Below are 18840 nucleotides of genomic sequence, written 5' to 3'. Positions count from 1 at the left end.
GGCTCAGGGCCCCTCGCGGGCAAGCCCGGCGCCTGCACTTGAGCGCATTCCAAATGGATTGACTCGGTCAAATGTGGCAGCGGGCGTGCTCGCGAAAGCGGCTTAAGGATCAATCAAGGGGCTGGGTTCGGATGGTCCTTCTGAATCGCCTCAATCCCTTCCAGCACTTCTTTGGATAGCCTCAGGTCGGCACTGGCAATGTTGCTGTCCAGTTGCTCCAGGCTCGTGGCGCCAATAATGTTGCTGGTCACAAACGGCTGTTGCGTCACAAACGCCAGTGCCATCTGCGCCGGGTCCAGGCCATGCGCGCGCGCCAGTGCCACATAGCGGCTGCAGGCTGCTTCTGACTGCGGGTTGAAGTAGCGACTGAAGCGGCTGTATTCGGTCAGGCGGGCTTTTGCCGGGCGGGCACCGCCTTCGTACTTGCCGCTGAGCATGCCGAAGGCCAGCGGCGAGTAGGCCAGCAGGCCGCATTGCTCACGAATGGCGACTTCCGCCAGGCCCACTTCAAAGCTGCGGTTGAGCAGGTTGTAGGGGTTCTGGATCGACACCGCTCGGGTCCAGCCACGGGCTTCGGCCAGGGCCAGGAACTTCATGGTGCCCCATGGGGTTTCGTTGGACAGGCCGATATGGCGGATCTTGCCGGCCTTGACCTGTGCGTCGAGCGCTTCGAGGGTTTCCTCCAGCGGCGTCAGGTCGTCTTCGTCCTTGTGCTTGTAGCTCAGTTGGCCGAAGAAGTTGGTGCTGCGCTCCGGCCAGTGCAACTGGTAGAGGTCGATCCAGTCGGTTTGCAGGCGCTTGAGGCTGGCATCCAGGGCGTCGACGATGTGCTTGCGGTTGTGGCGCAAGTGGCCGTCACGGATGTAGTCGATGGTATTGCCGGGGCCCGCGATCTTGCTGGCGAGGATCCAGTCGGCCCGGTCGCCACGGCTTTTGAAGTAATTACCGATATAGCGTTCGGTGGTGGCATAGGTGTCGGCCTTCGGCGGCACCGGGTACATTTCTGCGGTGTCGAGGAAGTTGATCCCCGCGGCCTTGGCCCGTTCGATCTGCGCGAAGGCCTCTGCCTCGCTGTTCTGCTCGCCCCAGGTCATGGTGCCCAAGGCTATCGCGCTTACATTCAGATCGGTGCGGCCCAGCTGTCGATAATCCATCGGGTACTCCTTCGGGGAAAACAATCATAAAAGCAGGTTGAATTTTTTTTCGCAATCTGCATAATTGCCCACCTCTTTCTGCAGTGGAAGTGATGCGCCGCCTGCCGAAGAATCTTGCCGTTGAACGGACGCGCCGACCCGAGCCCCCGATAGCGTCTGTATCCGGCTGCCTTTGACTTGTCAAAGTACGCACTATTCAGTAAGATCCGCCGTCTAATTTACAGGGCGGCCCCTGAGGCTATTAAAGAATGACAACTTTTACTGCAAAACCGGAAACAGTTCAGCGCGACTGGTTTGTCGTCGACGCCGCTGGTCAGACCCTGGGTCGTCTGGCCACTGAAGTCGCCAGCCGTCTGCGTGGCAAGCACAAGCCTGAATACACCCCTCACGTTGATACCGGTGACTACATCGTAATCATCAACGCTGAGCAGGTACGTGTTACCGGCAACAAAGCGCAAGACAAAATGTACTACCGTCACTCCGGTTTCCCAGGCGGTATCAAGTCTTCCAACTTTGAAGGCCTGATTTCCAAGAAGCCTGAAGCCCCGATCGAAATCGCGGTCAAAGGCATGCTGCCGAAGGGCCCACTGGGTCGCGATATGTTTCGCAAGCTGAAAGTCTATGCGGGCGCTGTACACCCTCATGCTGCTCAGCAGCCCCAAGAACTGAAGTTTTAACGGAATAGTTCATTATGTCGGCGACTCAAAATTACGGCACTGGCCGTCGCAAAACCGCAACCGCACGCGTTTTCCTGCGTCCGGGCACTGGTAACATCTCGATCAACAACCGCACTCTGGACAACTTCTTCGGTCGCGAAACTGCCCGCATGGTAGTTCGTCAGCCGCTGGAATTGACCGAGACCGTTGAAAAGTTCGACATCTACGTCACCGTTATCGGTGGCGGTGTAAGTGGTCAAGCTGGCGCAATCCGCCACGGTATCACTCGCGCTCTGATGCAGTACGACGAAACCCTGCGTGGCGCTCTGCGCAAAGCTGGCTTCGTAACTCGCGATGCTCGTGAAGTTGAACGTAAGAAAGTCGGTCTGCGTAAAGCGCGTAAGCGTCCGCAGTACTCGAAGCGTTAATTCGCTTTACGTTCCACAAGAACGCCCAACTCCTCACGGAGCTGGGCGTTTTTTATTGCCTGCGATTTATGCACATTTTTCGCCGTGACAACTTGCCACATCCGTAGACCCCCTATACTACAAGGCCTGGAGAGGGAGCCTCGGGCAATTCCCTTGTCATACGTGGGGCTTTTCATTACCATTCGGCAAAATTTTTATAAGTAAAGATTCAACACTTAGTAGACGCCTGATTTAACAGGCCAAAAAGCTGATGGGAGAGGACTGAATGAGCAATGACGGCGTGAATGCAGGCCGGCGTCGCTTCTTGGTAGCAGCCACATCCGTGGTGGGTGCTGCAGGAGCGGTGGGGGCTGCGGTCCCGTTCGTGGGGTCATGGTTTCCCAGTGCCAAGGCGAAAGCCGCAGGTGCACCGGTGAAGGTGAATGTCAGCAAGATCGACCCAGGCCAGCAGATGATTGCTGAGTGGCGCGGTCAGCCGGTCTTCATCGTTCGTCGTACTGAGGAAATCCTGGGGAATCTGAAGAAAATCGAAGGTCAGCTGTCTGATCCCGACTCCAAGAATTCCGAGCAACCCGCCTACGTTGATAAGGAAATCCGTTCGATCAAGCCAGAGATTCTGCTGCTGATCGGTATCTGCACCCACCTGGGTTGCTCGCCTACCTTCCGCCCTGAAGTTGCCCCTGCCGACCTGGGCAAAGACTGGGTGGGTGGCTACTTCTGCCCTTGCCACGGTTCCCACTACGACCTGGCCGGCCGCGTCTACAAGTCACAACCCGCACCACTGAACCTGCCAGTTCCGCCACATCACTACGAGACTGACAGTGTCATTGTCATTGGCGTCGACGAGGGGGAGAAAGCCTGATGAGCAAGTTCATGGATTGGGTGGATGCGCGCTTCCCCGCGACTAAAATGTGGGAAGACCATCTCAGCAAATATTACGCACCAAAAAACTTCAACTTCTTCTACTTCTTCGGCTCGCTGGCGCTGTTGGTGCTGGTTAACCAGATCGTCACTGGCGTCTGGCTGACGATGAGCTACACCCCGTCGGCGGAAGAGGCGTTCGCCTCCGTCGAGTACATCATGCGTGATGTCGAGTACGGCTCGATCCTGCGCCTGCTGCACTCCACCGGCGCTTCGGCGTTCTTCATCGTCGTCTACATGCACATGTTCCGTGGCCTGCTGTACGGCTCTTACCAGAAGCCTCGCGAGCTGGTGTGGGTGTTCGGCATGTTGATCTACCTGGCGCTGATGGCCGAGGCTTTCATGGGCTACCTGCTGCCGTGGGGGCAGATGTCGTACTGGGGCGCCCAGGTGATCATCTCGCTGTTTGGTGCGATTCCGGTGATCGGCAATGACCTGACCCAATGGATCCGGGGTGACTACCTGATCTCCGGTATCACCCTGAACCGCTTCTTTGCCTTGCACGTCGTGGCCCTGCCGATTGTGATTCTGGGCCTGGTTGTGTTGCACATCCTGGCGCTGCACGAAGTGGGTTCGAACAACCCGGACGGCGTGGACATCAAGAAGCATAAAGACGAAAACGGCATCCCGTTGGACGGCATTCCGTTCCACCCGTACTACACCGTGAAAGACATTGTCGGCGTCGTCGTCTTCCTGTTCATCTTCTGCTCGATCGTGTTCTTTTTCCCGGAAATGGGTGGTTATTTCCTGGAGAAGCCGAACTTTGAACAAGCCAACGCCTTCAAGACACCTGAGCACATTGCGCCGGTCTGGTACTTCACGCCGTTCTACGCGATCTTGCGTGCGATTCCCGACAAGCTCATGGGCGTGATGGCAATGGGGGCATCGATCGCCATGCTATTCGTCTTGCCGTGGCTCGACCGAAGCCCGGTCAAGTCCATGCGCTACAAGGGCTGGCTGAGCAAGATCTGGCTGTGGGTGTTCTGCATTGCGTTCGTGATCCTGGGTGTATTGGGCGTATTGGCGCCGACGCCTGAGCGCACGTTGCTGTCGCAGGTTTGCACCTTCCTGTACTTCGCCTACTTCATTCTGATGCCGTTCTACACCCGGCTCGAGAAGACCAAACCGGTTCCGGAAAGGGTGACTGGCTGATGAAAAAGTTATTTGTTGCTTTGATGCTTGCGGCGCTGCCGCTACTGTCCTTCGCGGCCGAGCACGGCCCGGAGCTGGAAAAAGTCGACATCGACGTGTCCGACAAGGCCGCCATGCAGGATGGGCTGCGTACCTTCACCAACTACTGCATGGGCTGCCACAGCGCCAAGTTCCAGCGTTACGAGCGTGTCGCCGATGACCTGGGGATCCCGCATGACGTGATGCTCAGCCACTCGGTGTTCACCGGCGCGAAAATCGGCGACCACATGAGCATCGGTATGCAGCCAGCCGACGCCAAGGTCTGGTTCGGTGCAGCACCGCCTGACCTGACCCTGGTGGCGCGCGTGCGCGGCACCGATTGGCTCTACGGTTACCTGAAATCCTTCTACGAAGACCCGGCGCGTCCTTATGGCGTGAACAACAAAGTCTTCCCGAACGTCGGCATGCCCAACGTTCTGGTCGGCCTGCAGGGTCGCCAAGTGGTAGGATGCAAGCAGGTTCAGGTCGTTGAAGACGGCAAGAAGCAATATGATCCGTTGACTGGCACGCCTCTGACACATGAAGCGTGCGACCAACTGACCATCGTGCCCAAGACCGGTACGCTGAACGAAGAGCAGTTCGACGAGAAGGTCAAGAATCTGGTGACCTTCCTGGCCTACTCGGCCAACCCGGTCAAACTGCAACATCAGCGCATTGGTACTTATGTGTTGCTGTACCTGGCCTTCTTCTTCGTATTCGCCTATCTGCTCAAACGCGAATACTGGAAGGATGTGCATTGATCCAACCGTAAGCAATTGCTGTTAATCTTGCGCGCCCAGCGGCATCTCTGAATACGTAGCGCTCTGGTTCAACCAGGCACTGCAGAGATGCTCTCTGGGCGCGCTCGTTTTTGAGCTTTCGATAATTTCAACAAGCGAGGAGGACCGCCATGGGCGTGACCAATCGGTTGGCCTGTTACTCCGACCCCGCCGACCACTATTCCCACCGAGTACGCATCGTGCTCGCAGAGAAGGGTGTCAGCGCCGAGATCATCAGTGTGGAGGCAGGACGTCATCCGCCGAAACTGATCGAAGTGAACCCTTACGGCAGCTTGCCCACCCTGGTCGATCGTGACCTGGCGTTGTGGGAGTCAACCGTGGTGATGGAATACCTGGATGAGCGTTACCCGCATCCACCTTTGTTGCCGGTGTATCCGGTGGCGCGTGCCAACAGTCGCCTGCTGATCCATCGGATCCAGCGTGACTGGTGTGGGCTGGTGGATGTGATTCTGGATACACGCAGTAAAGAAGCCGTTCGGGTGCAGGCGCGTAAGGAATTGCGCGAGAGCCTGACGGGTGTTTCGCCGCTGTTCGCCGACAAACCTTTTTTCCTCAGCGAGGAACAAAGCTTGGTGGATTGCTGCCTATTACCCATACTCTGGCGCTTGCCGATCCTGGGCATTGAACTGCCACGGCCGGCCAAGCCGTTGCTTGATTACATGGAGCGCCAGTTTGCGCGTGAGGCTTTCCAGGCAAGTCTGTCTGGTGTCGAACGCGACATGCGCTAAGGCTTAAGGAGCCGCTGATGAACTCCAGTCGACCCTATTTGGTCCGCGCGCTCTATGAGTGGATTGTGGACAACGATTGCACCCCGCACATGCTGGTCAACTCTGAATTTCCCAAGGTTGACGTGCCGCAGGGTTTTGCCAGTGATGGGCAGATCGTGCTGAACGTATCACCCAGTGCTGTGCGCCACCTGCACATGGACAACGAAGCGGTAAGCTTCGAAGGGCGTTTTGGCGGCGTGCCGCATACGCTGTTCGTGCCGATTGGCGCTATCCTCGGGATCTATGCCCGTGAGAATGGCCAAGGCATGGTGTTCGATCTGGAGTCGCCTTTCGAGGACGATGAAGCGATCGAAGGTGACGACGGTGACGATCTGCCACCGCCGGACTCCGAGCCTCCGCGTCCAAGCGGCCGGCCGAGCTTGAAAGTGGTGAAGTAAGCGGCGTTCACTCTCGGTTGAGCCTTAAAAATGCCTCGGCCTGTGCCGGGGCATTTTTTTGCGCGCAGGATGTGGATGAAAGTCGTGACAGAACGGTGATCGTACAACCGCCATGGGCTATGATGCGGGCTCTAGTTCGCCGAGAAAGATGGTTCATCATGGAAAACGCCAACACCGCTCCTCGTCTTCCCCGCAAGCGCCGCAGCCTTGCCCAGGAATTGGTCACGGTGTTGTCCGAGCAAATCCGCGACGGCCAACTCAAACGCGGCGATAAGTTGCCCACTGAGTCGGCAATCATGGAGGCCCATGGCGTCAGCCGCACGGTCGTGCGTGAAGCCATCTCACGTTTGCAGGCGGCGGGGCAGGTGGAAACCCGTCACGGTATCGGCACCTTTGTGTTGGACACGCCAAGCCCCAGCGGCTTCCGGATTGATCCGGCCACGGTGGTGACCTTGCGTGATGTGCTGGCGATTCTGGAGTTGCGTATCAGCCTGGAGGTGGAGTCTGCCGGCCTTGCTGCATTGCGTCGCAGCGATGCACAACTGGCGGCCATGCGTGCGGCACTCGACGCCCTGAATGAAAGCGCGGCCCACGCAGGCGATGCGGTGGCATCGGATTTTGCGTTCCACCTGGAAATTGCACTGTCCACCGGCAACCGCTACTTCACCGACATCATGACCCACCTGGGCACGAGCATCATTCCGCGTACGCGCCTGAATTCGGCGCGTCTGGCCCATGATGACCAGCAGCACTACATGGGCCGCCTGAGCCGCGAACACGAAGAAATTTATGAGGCGATTGCCCGCCAGGATTCGGACGCGGCACGGGCGGCCATGCGCTTGCACCTGACCAACAGCCGCGAGCGGCTGCGCCATGCCCATGAAGAGGCGGAGGCGCAGCGCGGTTAACCGGGCAACCGAGTGGTGTCGGAAATAAATCGATCCACGTGTGGGAGCGGGCTTGCTCGCGAATGCGGTGTGCCAGTCTGCACATGCATCAACTGAAAGAACGCCTTCGCAAGCAAGCCCGCCCCCACATTTAGATCTCCTTGGCCTGGAGTTTTGCGTCGACTTAATTAGCCGGCTGGTTGGGCTTGTAGTCCTTGAGCAGCAGGTAAGTGCTCCAACCCCACCAGTCATTGGTCCAGTGCTTGTCGTTCAGGTCATTCACGTCCTTGCGGCGCAACACCTTGTCTCCTTCCATCTTGAACAGCGGCGAGAAGTTGTTCGCCGGGTTCTGCGCGGCATTCAAGTCCGGCACATGCAGCGGTGCCTTGAAGACGGCCGGAGAGGGCGCGATGCCGCTGATGAAGGTCTCGAAGATCTCATCGGCGGACGCCTGCACCGCGCGTTTGACCATCGTCCGATTGTCCGCGTCGATGGCATCGAAATAACGCTTGTCACCATAGGCATGCCATTGATCGCCCAGGGCATTGCGCACCTTGAGCCCGAACTTGCTGTCTTCATCGTGCATGAAGCGGCTGATCAGCGAACCCAGTTCTCCTGGCGTGACCACCGCCGCCAATTGTTTGCGCGGCACCCGCAGGTGGCCGGCGGAAAACAGGTCAGTCAAAAAGTGATCAGCAAAGCTGTTCATCGCATAGGCCAATTCCAGGGCCTGGTCGGTACCGGTCTGATGGGCCACGACCGCCTGTTGCAGTGCCGCTGTGTGGCCGGCCAGGTACGCAGACAATGCCCACTCGCCAAAATGGTCAGCGTTGTCGGCTGCCAGTTTCAGGTAGCGACCCAGCGGGAGGAGGGCCGAAACCGCACTGCCGCCGCCGGTGATTCGGTTCCACTCCTCAGACAGCGTATCGCCCAATGCGTCATAGGCTTCGTGGGGTTGTTTGCCGTCCTTGATCGCCTGATTGACTGCGTTGATCTCCTTTTGCATCACCGCGAGGATCTTCTGTGCTTCCTCTCGCGAGGCCGGCAGCACCGCCAATGAGTTAAAAGCCGCGGTGAAGCGTTGCACGCGATCCGCTGCGGACGCGCCGTCGCTGATCGGCTGGCCAGGAATGCCATAGAAGTCTCCGCCCAGCGCGATCACTTGGCCGTAGGTCAGGGCCAGGCCATTGGGCAGGTGCAGTTCGACTTGCCGCGCGGGAATCGCGGGCGCGTTCTTGGCGAATCGCAACAGGGTGTCATCGCCGATAGCGGTGTGTTCACCCCCTTCGAAGCGCAGGGTAGGTGGTTTCTTTTCCGGTGCTGCTAGTTCAAGACCTGACATGTTAGCTCCTTGCTATGTCGTAGGAATCTTCCTTAATAACTGTATGTATATACAGTTGTTTGAAGCATAGAGGAATAATTTCCTACGTCAAGAACACAGGTTTAAACGCGACGCTGCAGCCATCGCCGATGAATTGCAGTTGACGAATCCTTTTATAGTTGTACGATGACGTACGACATCATCAAAACCAACAACAACCTTTCGACAGAAAGTCTTTGCCCAGGGTGTTCGAATAATGAATCCACAAGAACTGAAGTCCATCCTCTCCCACGGTCTGCTGTCTTTCCCCGTGACCGATTTCAATGCGCAGGGTGATTTTCACCCGGCGGGCTACATCAAGCGTCTGGAGTGGCTGGCCCCTTACGGCGCTACTGCCTTATTCGCCGCCGGCGGCACCGGTGAGTTTTTCTCCCTCGCCGCGAGTGAATATTCCCAAGTGGTGAAGACCGCCGTTGATACCTGTGCCACCAGCGTGCCAATCCTCGCCGGTGTTGGCGGTGCGACTCGCCAGGCTATCGAGTACGCCCAAGAAGCCGAACGCCTTGGCGCCAAGGGCTTGTTGCTGTTGCCACACTATTTGACCGAAGCCAGCCAGGACGGCGTTGCCGCCCACGTGGAAGCAGTGTGCAAGTCGGTCAAAATTGGCGTGGTGGTTTACAACCGCAACGTCTGCCGCCTGACCGCGCCATTGCTGGAACGCCTGGCTGAACGCTGCCCGAACCTGATCGGCTACAAGGACGGCCTGGGTGATATCGAGTTGATGGTGTCGATTCGTCGTCGCCTTGGCGACCGTTTCAGCTACCTCGGCGGCCTGCCAACTGCAGAGGTTTACGCTGCTGCCTACAAGGCCCTGGGCGTGCCGGTGTACTCCTCGGCGGTGTTCAACTTCATCCCGAAAACCGCGATGGACTTCTACCACGCGATTGCCAAGGACGATCACGCCACCGTCGCCAAGATCATCGACAACTTCTTCCTGCCTTACCTCGATATCCGTAACCGTAAAGCCGGCTATGCCGTGAGCATCGTCAAGGCGGGTGCGAAAATCGCCGGCTACGACGCAGGCCCGGTGCGCACGCCGCTTACCGACCTGCTGCCGGAAGAGTACGAAGCCCTGGCCGCGCTGATCGACAAGCAAGGTCCGCAGTAACTTATCTACAAGGCCGCTGAGCAATCAGCGGCCTTTTGCGTCAGGAGAAGATTTGTGTCCCAAGCCAAACGTTTTGAAAACTACATCAACGGCGAGTGGGTGGCCGGTTCCGACTACTGCACCAACATCAACCCGTCGGAGTTGTCCGATGTCATCGGCGAATACGCCAAGGCTGACGTCGCTCAAGTCAACGCCGCCATCGACGCCGCCCGTGCCGCCTTTCCGGCCTGGTCGACTTCCGGCATCCAGGCGCGCCACGACGCCCTCGACAAAGTCGGCAGCGAAATCCTCGCCCGCCGTGAAGAACTCGGCACCCTGCTGGCTCGGGAAGAGGGCAAGACCCTGCCCGAAGCCATTGGCGAAGTGACGCGCGCCGGTAACATCTTCAAGTTTTTCGCCGGTGAATGCCTGCGCCTGTCCGGTGACTACGTGCCGTCGGTGCGCCCGGGCGTCAACGTTGAAGTGACCCGCGAAGCCCTCGGTGTGGTCGGCTTGATTACCCCGTGGAACTTCCCGATTGCGATTCCCGCCTGGAAAATCGCCCCAGCCCTGGCCTATGGCAACTGCGTGGTGATCAAGCCGGCTGAATTGGTTCCGGGTTGCGCCTGGGCCCTGGCCGAAATCATCTCCCGCGCCGGCTTCCCCGCCGGTGTGTTCAACCTGGTGATGGGCAGTGGCCGTGTGGTCGGCGACGTATTGGTCAACAGCCCGAAAGTCGACGGCATCAGCTTTACCGGTTCGGTCGGCGTGGGGCGTCAGATCGCCGTCAGCTGCGTATCGCGCCAGGCCAAAGTGCAGTTGGAAATGGGCGGTAAAAACCCGCAGATCATCCTCGATGACGCCGACCTCAAGCAGGCCGTCGAGCTGTCGGTACAGAGCGCGTTCTACTCAACCGGCCAGCGTTGCACCGCCTCAAGCCGCTTGATTGTCACTGCGGGTATCCACGACCAGTTCGTCGCGGCCATGGCCGAGCGTATGCAGTCGATCAAGGTCGGCCACGCGCTGAAAAGCGGTACCGATATTGGCCCGGTGGTCTCCCAGGCTCAGCTGGATCAGGACATGAAATACATCGACATCGGCCAAAGCGAAGGTGCGCGGCTGGTCAGCGGTGGCGGCCTGGTCACCTGCGACACCGAGGGCTACTACCTGGCGCCGACGCTGTTTGCCGACAGCGAAGCCGCCATGCGGATCAGCCGCGAAGAGATCTTTGGCCCCGTGGCCAACGTGGTGCGCGTGGCGGATTACGAAGCGGCGCTGGCCATGGCCAATGACACCGAGTTCGGTTTGTCGGCGGGGATTGCCACCACCTCGCTGAAGTACGCCAACCACTTCAAGCGCCACTCCCAGGCCGGGATGGTGATGGTCAACTTGCCGACCGCCGGTGTGGACTACCACGTGCCGTTCGGTGGGCGTAAGGGTTCATCCTATGGTTCGCGTGAGCAAGGTCGCTATGCGCAAGAGTTCTACACCGTGGTGAAAACCAGCTACATCGGTTCGTAACACGCAACGCCCGTGGGCACCGGCTTCTTCATGAAGCGGTGCTCACACACAACAAGACAATGACCCGCAAAAAAAATAATTAGTGGGAGTACCTCTTCATGCAAGCGACCAAGCCGACCCACGTCCGCTATTTGATCCTGCTCATGCTGTTCCTGGTGACCACGATCAACTACGCCGACCGGGCTACTATCGCCATCGCCGGCTCCAGCCTGCAAAAAGACCTCGGTATCGACGCGGTCACCCTCGGTTACATCTTCTCCGCATTCGGTTGGGCCTACGTCGCCGGGCAAATCCCCGGTGGCTGGTTGCTGGACCGGTTCGGTTCGAAAAAAATCTATGCCCTGAGCATCTTCACCTGGTCGCTGTTCACCGTGCTGCAAGGTTATGTCGGTGAGTTCGGTGTCTCGACTGCCATCGTCGCGCTGTTCATGTTGCGCTTTCTGGTGGGCCTGGCTGAAGCACCCTCGTTTCCCGGAAATGCCCGTATTGTTGCGGCGTGGTTTCCTACGGCTGAGCGCGGCACTGCATCGGCGATCTTCAACTCGGCGCAATACTTCGCCACGGTGCTGTTTGCACCGTTGATGGGTTGGATCGTCTACACCTTCGGCTGGCAGCATGTGTTTATCGTGATGGGCGGTATCGGCATCCTGTTCTCGTTGGTCTGGCTGAAAATTATCCACAGCCCGCGCCAGCATCCGATGATCAACGAGGCTGAGCTCAAGCATATTGCTGAGAACGGTGCGATGGTCGATATGGACCAGGACAAGGGCAAGGGTAAGAAAACTGACGGCCCAAAGTGGGATTACATCCGCCAGTTGCTGACCAACCGCATGATGCTTGGCGTGTACCTCGGCCAATACTGCATCAATGGCATCACGTACTTCTTCCTGACCTGGTTTCCGGTGTACCTGGTGCAGGACCGCGGTATGACCATTCTGAAGGCCGGTTTCATTGCTTCGCTGCCAGCGATTTGTGGTTTTATCGGTGGGGTGCTGGGCGGCGTGATCTCCGACTACCTGCTGCGCAAGGGCCATTCGCTGACGTTTGCGCGCAAGGCGCCGATCATCGGTGGGTTGCTGATTTCCAGCAGCATCGTGGCCTGCAACTATGTCGACATCGAGTGGATGGTCGTGGGTTTTATGGCGTTGGCCTTCTTCGGCAAGGGCGTTGGCGCACTGGGTTGGGCGGTGGTGTCCGACACCTCGCCGAAACAAATCGCCGGCCTCAGTGGCGGCTTGTTCAACATGTTTGGCAACCTGGCGTCGATCAGTACGCCTATCGTGATCGGCTACATCATCAGCACCACCGGCTCGTTCAAGTGGGCGCTGGTGTTCGTCGGCGCCAACGCCTTGGTGGCGGTGTTCAGTTACCTGGTGATTGTCGGCCCGATCAAGCGTGTGGTGCTCAAAGAGCCACCCAGCAAAGGGCCTGAACTGACTAAATTCACCGAAGCGCACTCTTGAGGGGCGATGTAATGCAGTTGATTGAACATGCCGACTCGCCGCGCTCGATCCGTTTGCACGAGCGTGACAACGTGGTGATCGTGGTCAACGACCAGGGCGTACCGGCCGGGACCGAGTTTCCGGACGGCCTGGTGACCGTGGATTTCATCCCGCAGAGCCACAAGGTGACGCTGGAAGATATCCCTGAGGGCGGTCAGATTATTCGCTATGGCCAGACCATCGGTTACGCCCTGGCGCCGATTCCGCGGGGCAGTTGGGTGCAGGAAGACCAACTGCGCATGCCCACCGCGCCACCGCTGGACAGCTTGCCGCTGTCGACTGAAGTGCCTGACACCCAGGCGCCATTGGAAGGCTTTACCTTCGAGGGCTATCGCAACGCCGACGGCACCGTGGGCACACGCAATATTCTCGGTATCACCACCACCGTGCAGTGCGTTACCGGCGTGCTGGACCATGCGGTCAAGCGTATCAAGGACGAATTGCTGCCCAAGTACCCGAACGTCGATGACGTGCTGGCGCTGACCCACAGTTACGGCTGCGGCGTGGCGATCACCGCAACGGATGCGTATATCCCGATCCGCACTGTGCGCAACCTGGCGCGTAATCCGAACCTGGGGGGCGAGGCTTTGGTCATCAGCCTGGGCTGCGAGAAATTGCAGGCCGGGCAGGTGATGCACGACAACGACAGCTCGGTCGACCTCAGCGAGCCCTGGCTGTATCGGCTGCAGGATTCCAGCCACGGCTTTACCGAGATGATCGAGCAGATCATGGCGCTGGCCGAGGTCCGTTTGAAAAAACTCGACCAGCGCCGCCGTGAAACCGTGCCGGCGTCGGAACTGATCCTGGGCATGCAATGTGGTGGCAGCGATGCGTTTTCCGGCATCACTGCCAACCCGGCGTTGGGGTATGCCTCGGATCTGCTGCTGCGGGCCGGGGCGACCGTGATGTTTTCCGAAGTGACTGAAGTGCGTGATGCGATATATCTGCTGACGTCCCGTGCTGAAAGCAAAGAAGTTGCCCAGGCGCTTGTAAGAGAAATGGACTGGTACGACCGTTACCTGGCCAAGGGCGAGGCGGACCGCAGTGCCAACACCACGCCGGGCAACAAAAAGGGTGGCTTGTCGAATATCGTCGAGAAGTCCTTGGGCTCCATCGTCAAATCCGGCAGCAGCGCGATCAATGGCGTGCTCGGCCCGGGCGAGCGGTTCAACGGCAAGGGCCTGATTTTTTGCGCGACGCCGGCCAGTGACTTTGTGTGCGGCACCTTGCAACTGGCGGCCGGGATGAACCTGCATGTGTTCACCACCGGGCGTGGTACGCCTTACGGGCTGGCGATGGCACCCGTGGTGAAGGTTTCGACGCGTACGGAATTGGCGCAGCGCTGGCCGGACCTGATCGATATTGACGCCGGGCGCATTGCCACCGGGCGTGCGACGATCGAGGAGTTGGGATGGGAGTTGTTCCACTTCTACCTGGACGTGGCCAGCGGCAAGAAGCAGACGTGGGCCGAGCAGCACAAGCTGCATAACGACATTACGTTGTTCAACCCGGCGCCCATTACCTGAGACCGAGTCGCCTGAACTCGCGAGCAAGTCCGCTCCCACCTTTGGCCGAATTCCAGCATGAGAATGCAGCCAAGGGTGGAAGTGGGCTCGCGCGCGAAGGTGGCCTACCAGACGCCGCACGGCCGCATGGCTTATCATTGGCCCTCTGATGACGCTCACCAAGGTTCTCCCCGGCATGCTGGCAATCTTCCTCACCACCCTCACCATCACCGCGCCGGTGTTTGCCATGCTGTTCCTCGGTGTGCTGCTCAAGCGCATCAACTGGATCAACGACAACTTTATCCACACCGCCTCGTCCCTGGTATTCAACGTCACCATGCCGGCGCTGTTGTTCCTGGGCATCCTGCATGCCGACCTGCACTCGGCGCTCAAGCCAGGTTTGCTGATCTACTTTGCCGTCGCCACACTGCTGAGCTTTGCCTTGGCCTGGGGCTGGGCGATCTTGCGTTGCCCGCGTGAAGACCGTGGCATCTACACCCAGGGCGCGTTTCGCGGCAATAACGGCGTGATCGGCCTGGCGCTGGCGGCCAGCATGTACGGTGACTACGGCATTTCCCTTGGCGCGATCCTCGCGGCACTGGTGATTCTGTTCTACAACACGCTGTCGACCATCGTGCTGGCGGTGTACAGCCCGGTGATCAAGTCCGACCCCTGGAGCATCTTCAAAAGTGTGGTGGCCAACCCGCTGATCATCAGCGTGATTGCGGCTGCGCCGTTCGCTATTTTCAAGATCGGCTTGCCTGGCTGGCTGGAGTCGTCCGGCCAGTACCTGGCGGACATGACCCTGCCGCTGGCACTGATCTGCATCGGCGGCACCCTGTCGCTGGCAGCCCTGCGGAAAAGCGGGAGCATGGCCTTGAGTGCCAGCCTGGTGAAGATGATCGGCCTGCCGCTGGCGGCGACGCTTGGCGCCTGGTTGCTGGGCTTTCGCGGGCCGGAACTGGGGATTCTGTTTTTGTATTTCGGCGCGCCGACTGCGGCGGCGAGTTTCGTCATGGCCAGGGCGGCCGAGGGTAATCATGAACTGGCGGCGGCGATTATTGTGATCACCACGCTGATGGCGGCGGTGACCACCAATATCGGAATTTTCGTGTTGCAGGCGGGGGGCTGGATCTAAACGTTGCGGTGTGTCTGAGGGCCATTCGCGAGCAAGCCCGCTGCCACATTTGGCCGTGTTCCAACCTGAGAATGCAGTCAAATGTGGCAGTAGGCTTGCTCGCGAAAGCTATCTGACCGTCACTGCTGATCTGCTTGATACGCCTCAATTACTTCCTGCGCCGCGCGAAACGCGTCAATCGCCGCTGGCACACCCGCATACACCGCGCAATGCAGCAGTGCTTCGCGAATCTCTTCCACCGTGCAGCCATTGTTCAGCGCACCACGTACGTGGCCCTTGAGCTCTTGCGGGCATTTGAGCGCCGTAAGGGCGGCGAGGGTGATCAGGCTGCGCGTCTTCAATGGCAGACCTTCGCGGTTCCACACGCTGCCCCAGGCATGTTCGTTGACGAAATCCTGCAGCGGCTGGGTGAACTCGGTGGCATTGCCCAGGGCGCGATCGACGAACACATCGCCCATTACCTGACGACGCATTTCAACCCCGGGCTTTTTCTGATCGGTCATTGCGATTCCCTCTTGTGTTGGCGGCGCCAGGCTCGCAGCGTGCTGAGTATCAGAAAAACCACCAGCGCCGGCAGGATGTAATACAGCATCAAGTGTTCAAGCTTGGTGGCCAGGGGCGTGCCGAACGTGAACGACACCACGTGCAGCCCGTACACCAGGTACAGACCCAGAAACACCAGGCCTTCGGCGCGCGTGACGCGATAGCCGGTGTAGAACACCGGCAGGCACAGCACCACCACGCCGAGCATCACCGGCAGGTCGAAGTCCAGGGCGTTGGGCGACACCGACAGTGGAGAGGGCGCCACCAGGGCGGTAAACCCCAGCACGCCCAACAGATTGAACAGGCTGCTGCCGATCACATTGCCCACGGCGATCTCGCGCTGGCCGCGCAGGGCGGCAATCAGCGAGGTGGCCAGGCATGGCAGCGAGGTGCTGACACCGATGAGCGTCAGGCCGATGATGCGCTCCGAGAGGCCCAGGTCGCTCGCCACATCCACGGCCGCGCCCAGCAGCAGATGCCCGGCCAGCACCAGAATCAACAGCCCGCCCAGTATCAGCAATACGCTGCTCAGCCATGGCGCCCTGGCGACGGTGTCCAATGTGCGCGGGCGGCGGGAATGGCGGGTTTGGTAGTGCAGCACGCCGAGGTAGGCCAGCAGGGCCGCGAGCAGTAACAGGCCGTCAACGGGCGTCAGCTCTTCATTGGCCGAGAGGGTAAACACCAGCAGGGCGGCGAAAATCATCACCGGAATGTCCAGGCGCACCAGTTGCCGTGATACCCGCAGGGGGATGATCAGCGCGGACAGGCCCAGGGTGACGAGGATATTGAAGATGCTGCTGCCGATCACGCTGCCCACCGCGATGTCGGTATTGCCGGCCAGGGTGGCTTGCAAACTGACGGTCATCTGCGGCGCACTGCTGCCGAAGGCGACGATGCTCAAACCGATGATCAGCGGCCGCACCTTGAGGCTGGCCGCCAGGCGCACGGCGGCGCGCACCAGGATTTCGGCGCCGATAATCAGCAACACCAAGCCGCTGATCAATTCGAGCAGGCTGAAGGGCGAAAGGGCGGTTAGTCCGAAAATGGCCAGGGCTCCTGTCAGTTGCTCAGCGCTTGCACGCGAACCCGTGCGGTTCCGCTGCCCAGCATACCGAGCTGTCCGGCAGCCTTGCGTGAAACATCAATCAGGCGGCCACGAGTATGCGGGCCGCGATCATTGATGCGCAGTACCACGGATTTGTTGTTGTCGAGATTGGTCACCTTGACCCGGGTGCCGAAAGGCAGGCGCCGATGAGCGGCGGTCAGGGCGTTCTGGTTGAAAGGTTCACCGCTGGCGGTTCGGTTGCCATGGTGCTTGGCGCCGTAATACGAAGCGGTGCCGGTTTCGTCGTAGCCGTTGGGGTCGATGAGGCCGCTGGCGCAACCGGCCAGCAGGGAGAACAGGGCCAGTAGGCCGAGTAGACGCTTCATCATCAATGCTGCCCCGTATCAAATGTGGGAGCGGGCAAGCCCGCTCCCACACGGGTCCGAGTTGGGCATGAAATCCCATTCGGACCCTTCACCGTTATCAGCCTTCGAGCTTGCTTTTGAGCAGTTCGTTCACCTGTTGCGGGTTGGCTTTGCCTTTGGAGGCTTTCATCGCCTGGCCGACAAAGAAGCCGAACATCTTGCCGCGCTTGGCTTCGTCTGCCGCACGGTATTGTTCAACTTGCTCAGCATTGGCGGCGAGCATCTCATCGAGTACGGCCGAGATCGCGCCGCTGTCGGTGACTTGCTTGAGGCCGCGCTTGTCGATGATGTCGTCGGCGCTGCCTTCGCCGCTCGCCATCGCTTCGAACACGGTCTTGGCGATTTTGCCGGAGATGGTGTTGTCCTTGATGCGCAGCAGCATGCCGCCCAGTTGCTCGGCGGTAACCGGTGCTTCGTCGATTTCCAGGCCCTGCTTGTTCAACAGGCTGCCCAGCTCAACCATGACCCAGTTGGCCGCCAGTTTGGCGTCGCCAGCAATGCTCACGACTTTTTCGAAGTAGTTGGCTTGCTCTCGGCTGGACGCCAGCACGCTGGCATCGTAGACCGACAGGCCGAACTGCTCCTGGAAGCGCTCGCGTTTTTGCTGCGGCAATTCCGGCAGGGTGGCACGGATGTCATTGAGGAACGAATCCTCAAGGACCACCGGCAACAGGTCCGGGTCGGGGAAGTAACGGTAGTCGTTGGCTTCCTCTTTGCTGCGCATGGCGCGGGTTTCATCTTTGTTCGGATCGTACAGGCGGGTTTGCTGGATTACCTTGCCGCCGTCTTCGATCAGCTCGATCTGGCGACGCACTTCACTGTTGATCGCCTTCTCGATGAAGCGGAACGAGTTGACGTTCTTGATCTCGCAGCGGGTGCCGAACTCGACCTGGCCTTTTGGACGGATCGACACGTTACAGTCGCAACGCAGCGAGCCTTCGGCCATGTTGCCGTCGCAGATGCCCAGATAACGCACCAGCGCGTGGATGGTCTTGACGTAGGCCACGGCTTCCTTGGCGCTGCGCATGTCCGGCTCGGAGACGATTTCCAGCAACGGCGTGCCGGCACGGTTCAGGTCGATGCCGGTGGCCCCTGGGAATTCTTCGTGCAGGCTCTTGCCGGCATCTTCTTCCAGGTGCGCGCGGGTCACGCCAACGCGCTTGATGGTGCCGTCTTCCAGCGGGATGTCCAGGTGGCCCTTGCCGACGATCGGCAGCTCCATCTGGCTGATCTGGTAGCCCTTGGGCAGGTCCGGGTAGAAGTAGTTCTTGCGCGCGAACACGTTGTGCTGGCCGATCTCGGCGTCAATCGCCAGGCCGAACATCACCGCCATGCGCACCGCTTCCTGGTTCAGCACCGGCAGTACGCCGGGCATGCCCAGGTCGACCAGGCTGGCCTGGGTGTTGGGCTCTGCGCCGAACGTGGTGGCGCTACCGGAGAAAATCTTCGATTGGGTGGCGAGCTGGGTATGAATCTCCAGCCCGATCACAACTTCCCATTGCATAGTGTGCT

19 protein-coding genes are annotated in these 18840 nt (G+C 59.4%); 13 read left to right on the top strand and 6 right to left on the bottom strand.

The window, feature by feature from the left end:
* Nucleotides 1–113 precede the first annotated feature (113 nt).
* Nucleotides 114–1154: an NADP(H)-dependent aldo-keto reductase gene (locus JFT85_RS11635; RefSeq protein ID WP_053254388.1), complete on the bottom strand. Its 1041-nt coding sequence runs from the start codon at nt 1152–1154 to the stop codon at nt 114–116.
* Nucleotides 1155–1402: 248 nt separating this feature from the next.
* Between JFT85_RS11635 and rplM the strand changes: the two genes are divergently transcribed.
* From rplM to JFT85_RS11595, 8 genes are all read left to right on the top strand, one after another.
* Nucleotides 1403–1831: a 50S ribosomal protein L13 gene (gene rplM, locus JFT85_RS11630; RefSeq protein WP_003171742.1), complete on the top strand. Its 429-nt coding sequence runs from the start codon at nt 1403–1405 to the stop codon at nt 1829–1831.
* 14 nt (nt 1832–1845) lie between these two features.
* Nucleotides 1846–2238, top strand: coding sequence for a 30S ribosomal protein S9 (gene rpsI / locus JFT85_RS11625; RefSeq protein WP_003171743.1), 393 nt, complete (start codon nt 1846–1848; stop codon nt 2236–2238).
* A gap of 265 nt (nt 2239–2503) precedes the next feature.
* Nucleotides 2504–3100: a ubiquinol-cytochrome c reductase iron-sulfur subunit gene (petA, locus tag JFT85_RS11620; RefSeq protein WP_053254389.1), complete on the top strand. Its 597-nt coding sequence runs from the start codon at nt 2504–2506 to the stop codon at nt 3098–3100.
* Nucleotides 3100–4311, top strand: coding sequence for a cytochrome b (locus JFT85_RS11615; protein WP_053254390.1), 1212 nt, complete (start codon nt 3100–3102; stop codon nt 4309–4311). Before petA ends, JFT85_RS11615 begins: the two co-directional genes overlap by 1 nt.
* Nucleotides 4311–5090, top strand: a complete 780-nt coding sequence (locus JFT85_RS11610; RefSeq protein WP_069553196.1) for a cytochrome c1 — start codon at nt 4311–4313, stop codon at nt 5088–5090. Before JFT85_RS11615 ends, JFT85_RS11610 begins: the two co-directional genes overlap by 1 nt.
* Before the next feature lie 149 nt (nt 5091–5239).
* Complete coding sequence (locus JFT85_RS11605; RefSeq protein ID WP_017138266.1) at nt 5240–5857, top strand: glutathione S-transferase N-terminal domain-containing protein; 618 nt, start codon at nt 5240–5242, stop codon at nt 5855–5857.
* 17 nt (nt 5858–5874) lie between these two features.
* The gene (locus JFT85_RS11600; RefSeq protein ID WP_053254392.1) at nt 5875–6294 is read left to right on the top strand and encodes a ClpXP protease specificity-enhancing factor; all 420 of its coding nucleotides are present in this window, start codon (nt 5875–5877) and stop codon (nt 6292–6294) included.
* A gap of 158 nt (nt 6295–6452) precedes the next feature.
* The gene (locus JFT85_RS11595; RefSeq protein WP_053254393.1) at nt 6453–7202 is read left to right on the top strand and encodes a FadR/GntR family transcriptional regulator; all 750 of its coding nucleotides are present in this window, start codon (nt 6453–6455) and stop codon (nt 7200–7202) included.
* A 163-nt stretch (nt 7203–7365) separates the two neighbouring features.
* On the opposite strand, the gene JFT85_RS11590 is transcribed toward JFT85_RS11595, so the two are convergent.
* Entirely contained in the window at nt 7366–8523 is a 1158-nt protein-coding gene (locus JFT85_RS11590; RefSeq protein ID WP_201229872.1) for a phospholipase, read from the bottom strand.
* Nucleotides 8524–8758: 235 nt separating this feature from the next.
* Between JFT85_RS11590 and kdgD the strand changes: the two genes are divergently transcribed.
* The 5 genes from kdgD to JFT85_RS11565 all read left to right on the top strand — a co-directional run bounded on the left by kdgD (nt 8759) and on the right by JFT85_RS11565 (nt 15315).
* Nucleotides 8759–9670 carry a 5-dehydro-4-deoxyglucarate dehydratase gene (gene kdgD, locus JFT85_RS11585; protein WP_053254395.1) on the top strand — a complete coding sequence of 304 codons (912 nt, stop codon included), beginning with the start codon at nt 8759–8761 and terminating at the stop codon, nt 9668–9670.
* Between the two features lie 54 nt (nt 9671–9724).
* A complete protein-coding gene (locus tag JFT85_RS11580; protein ID WP_053254396.1) occupies nt 9725–11170 on the top strand; it encodes an aldehyde dehydrogenase family protein in 1446 nt (481 codons plus the stop codon).
* Nucleotides 11171–11268: 98 nt separating this feature from the next.
* Complete coding sequence (locus JFT85_RS11575; RefSeq protein ID WP_053254397.1) at nt 11269–12633, top strand: MFS transporter; 1365 nt, start codon at nt 11269–11271, stop codon at nt 12631–12633.
* Nucleotides 12634–12644: 11 nt separating this feature from the next.
* The gene (gene garD, locus JFT85_RS11570) at nt 12645–14198 is read left to right on the top strand and encodes a galactarate dehydratase (protein WP_201229870.1); all 1554 of its coding nucleotides are present in this window, start codon (nt 12645–12647) and stop codon (nt 14196–14198) included.
* Between the two features lie 175 nt (nt 14199–14373).
* Nucleotides 14374–15315 carry an AEC family transporter gene (locus tag JFT85_RS11565; RefSeq protein ID WP_053254399.1) on the top strand — a complete coding sequence of 314 codons (942 nt, stop codon included), beginning with the start codon at nt 14374–14376 and terminating at the stop codon, nt 15313–15315.
* Nucleotides 15316–15434: 119 nt separating this feature from the next.
* On the opposite strand, the gene JFT85_RS11560 is transcribed toward JFT85_RS11565, so the two are convergent.
* The 4 genes from JFT85_RS11560 to gatB form a co-directional block, all read right to left on the bottom strand.
* The gene (locus tag JFT85_RS11560) at nt 15435–15818 is read right to left on the bottom strand and encodes a carboxymuconolactone decarboxylase family protein (RefSeq protein ID WP_053254400.1); all 384 of its coding nucleotides are present in this window, start codon (nt 15816–15818) and stop codon (nt 15435–15437) included.
* The gene (locus tag JFT85_RS11555; RefSeq protein WP_081006330.1) at nt 15815–16861 is read right to left on the bottom strand and encodes a calcium/sodium antiporter; all 1047 of its coding nucleotides are present in this window, start codon (nt 16859–16861) and stop codon (nt 15815–15817) included. The genes JFT85_RS11560 and JFT85_RS11555 overlap by 4 nt, the downstream gene beginning before the upstream one ends.
* A gap of 56 nt (nt 16862–16917) precedes the next feature.
* Complete coding sequence (locus tag JFT85_RS11550) at nt 16918–17289, bottom strand: septal ring lytic transglycosylase RlpA family protein (RefSeq protein ID WP_053255340.1); 372 nt, start codon at nt 17287–17289, stop codon at nt 16918–16920.
* A gap of 97 nt (nt 17290–17386) precedes the next feature.
* Nucleotides 17387–18832 (bottom strand): Asp-tRNA(Asn)/Glu-tRNA(Gln) amidotransferase subunit GatB, encoded by a 1446-nt coding sequence (gene gatB, locus JFT85_RS11545; protein ID WP_053254402.1) that lies wholly within the window; start codon nt 18830–18832, stop codon nt 17387–17389.
* Nucleotides 18833–18840 lie beyond the last annotated feature (8 nt).

The sequence above is a fragment of the Pseudomonas sp. TH04 genome, from assembly GCF_016651355.1.
GTDB lineage: Bacteria > Pseudomonadota > Gammaproteobacteria > Pseudomonadales > Pseudomonadaceae > Aquipseudomonas > Aquipseudomonas fluorescens.
The sequence above is the reverse complement of the archived record's forward strand: the minus strand, read 5'-3'. Positions and strand labels throughout refer to the sequence as shown.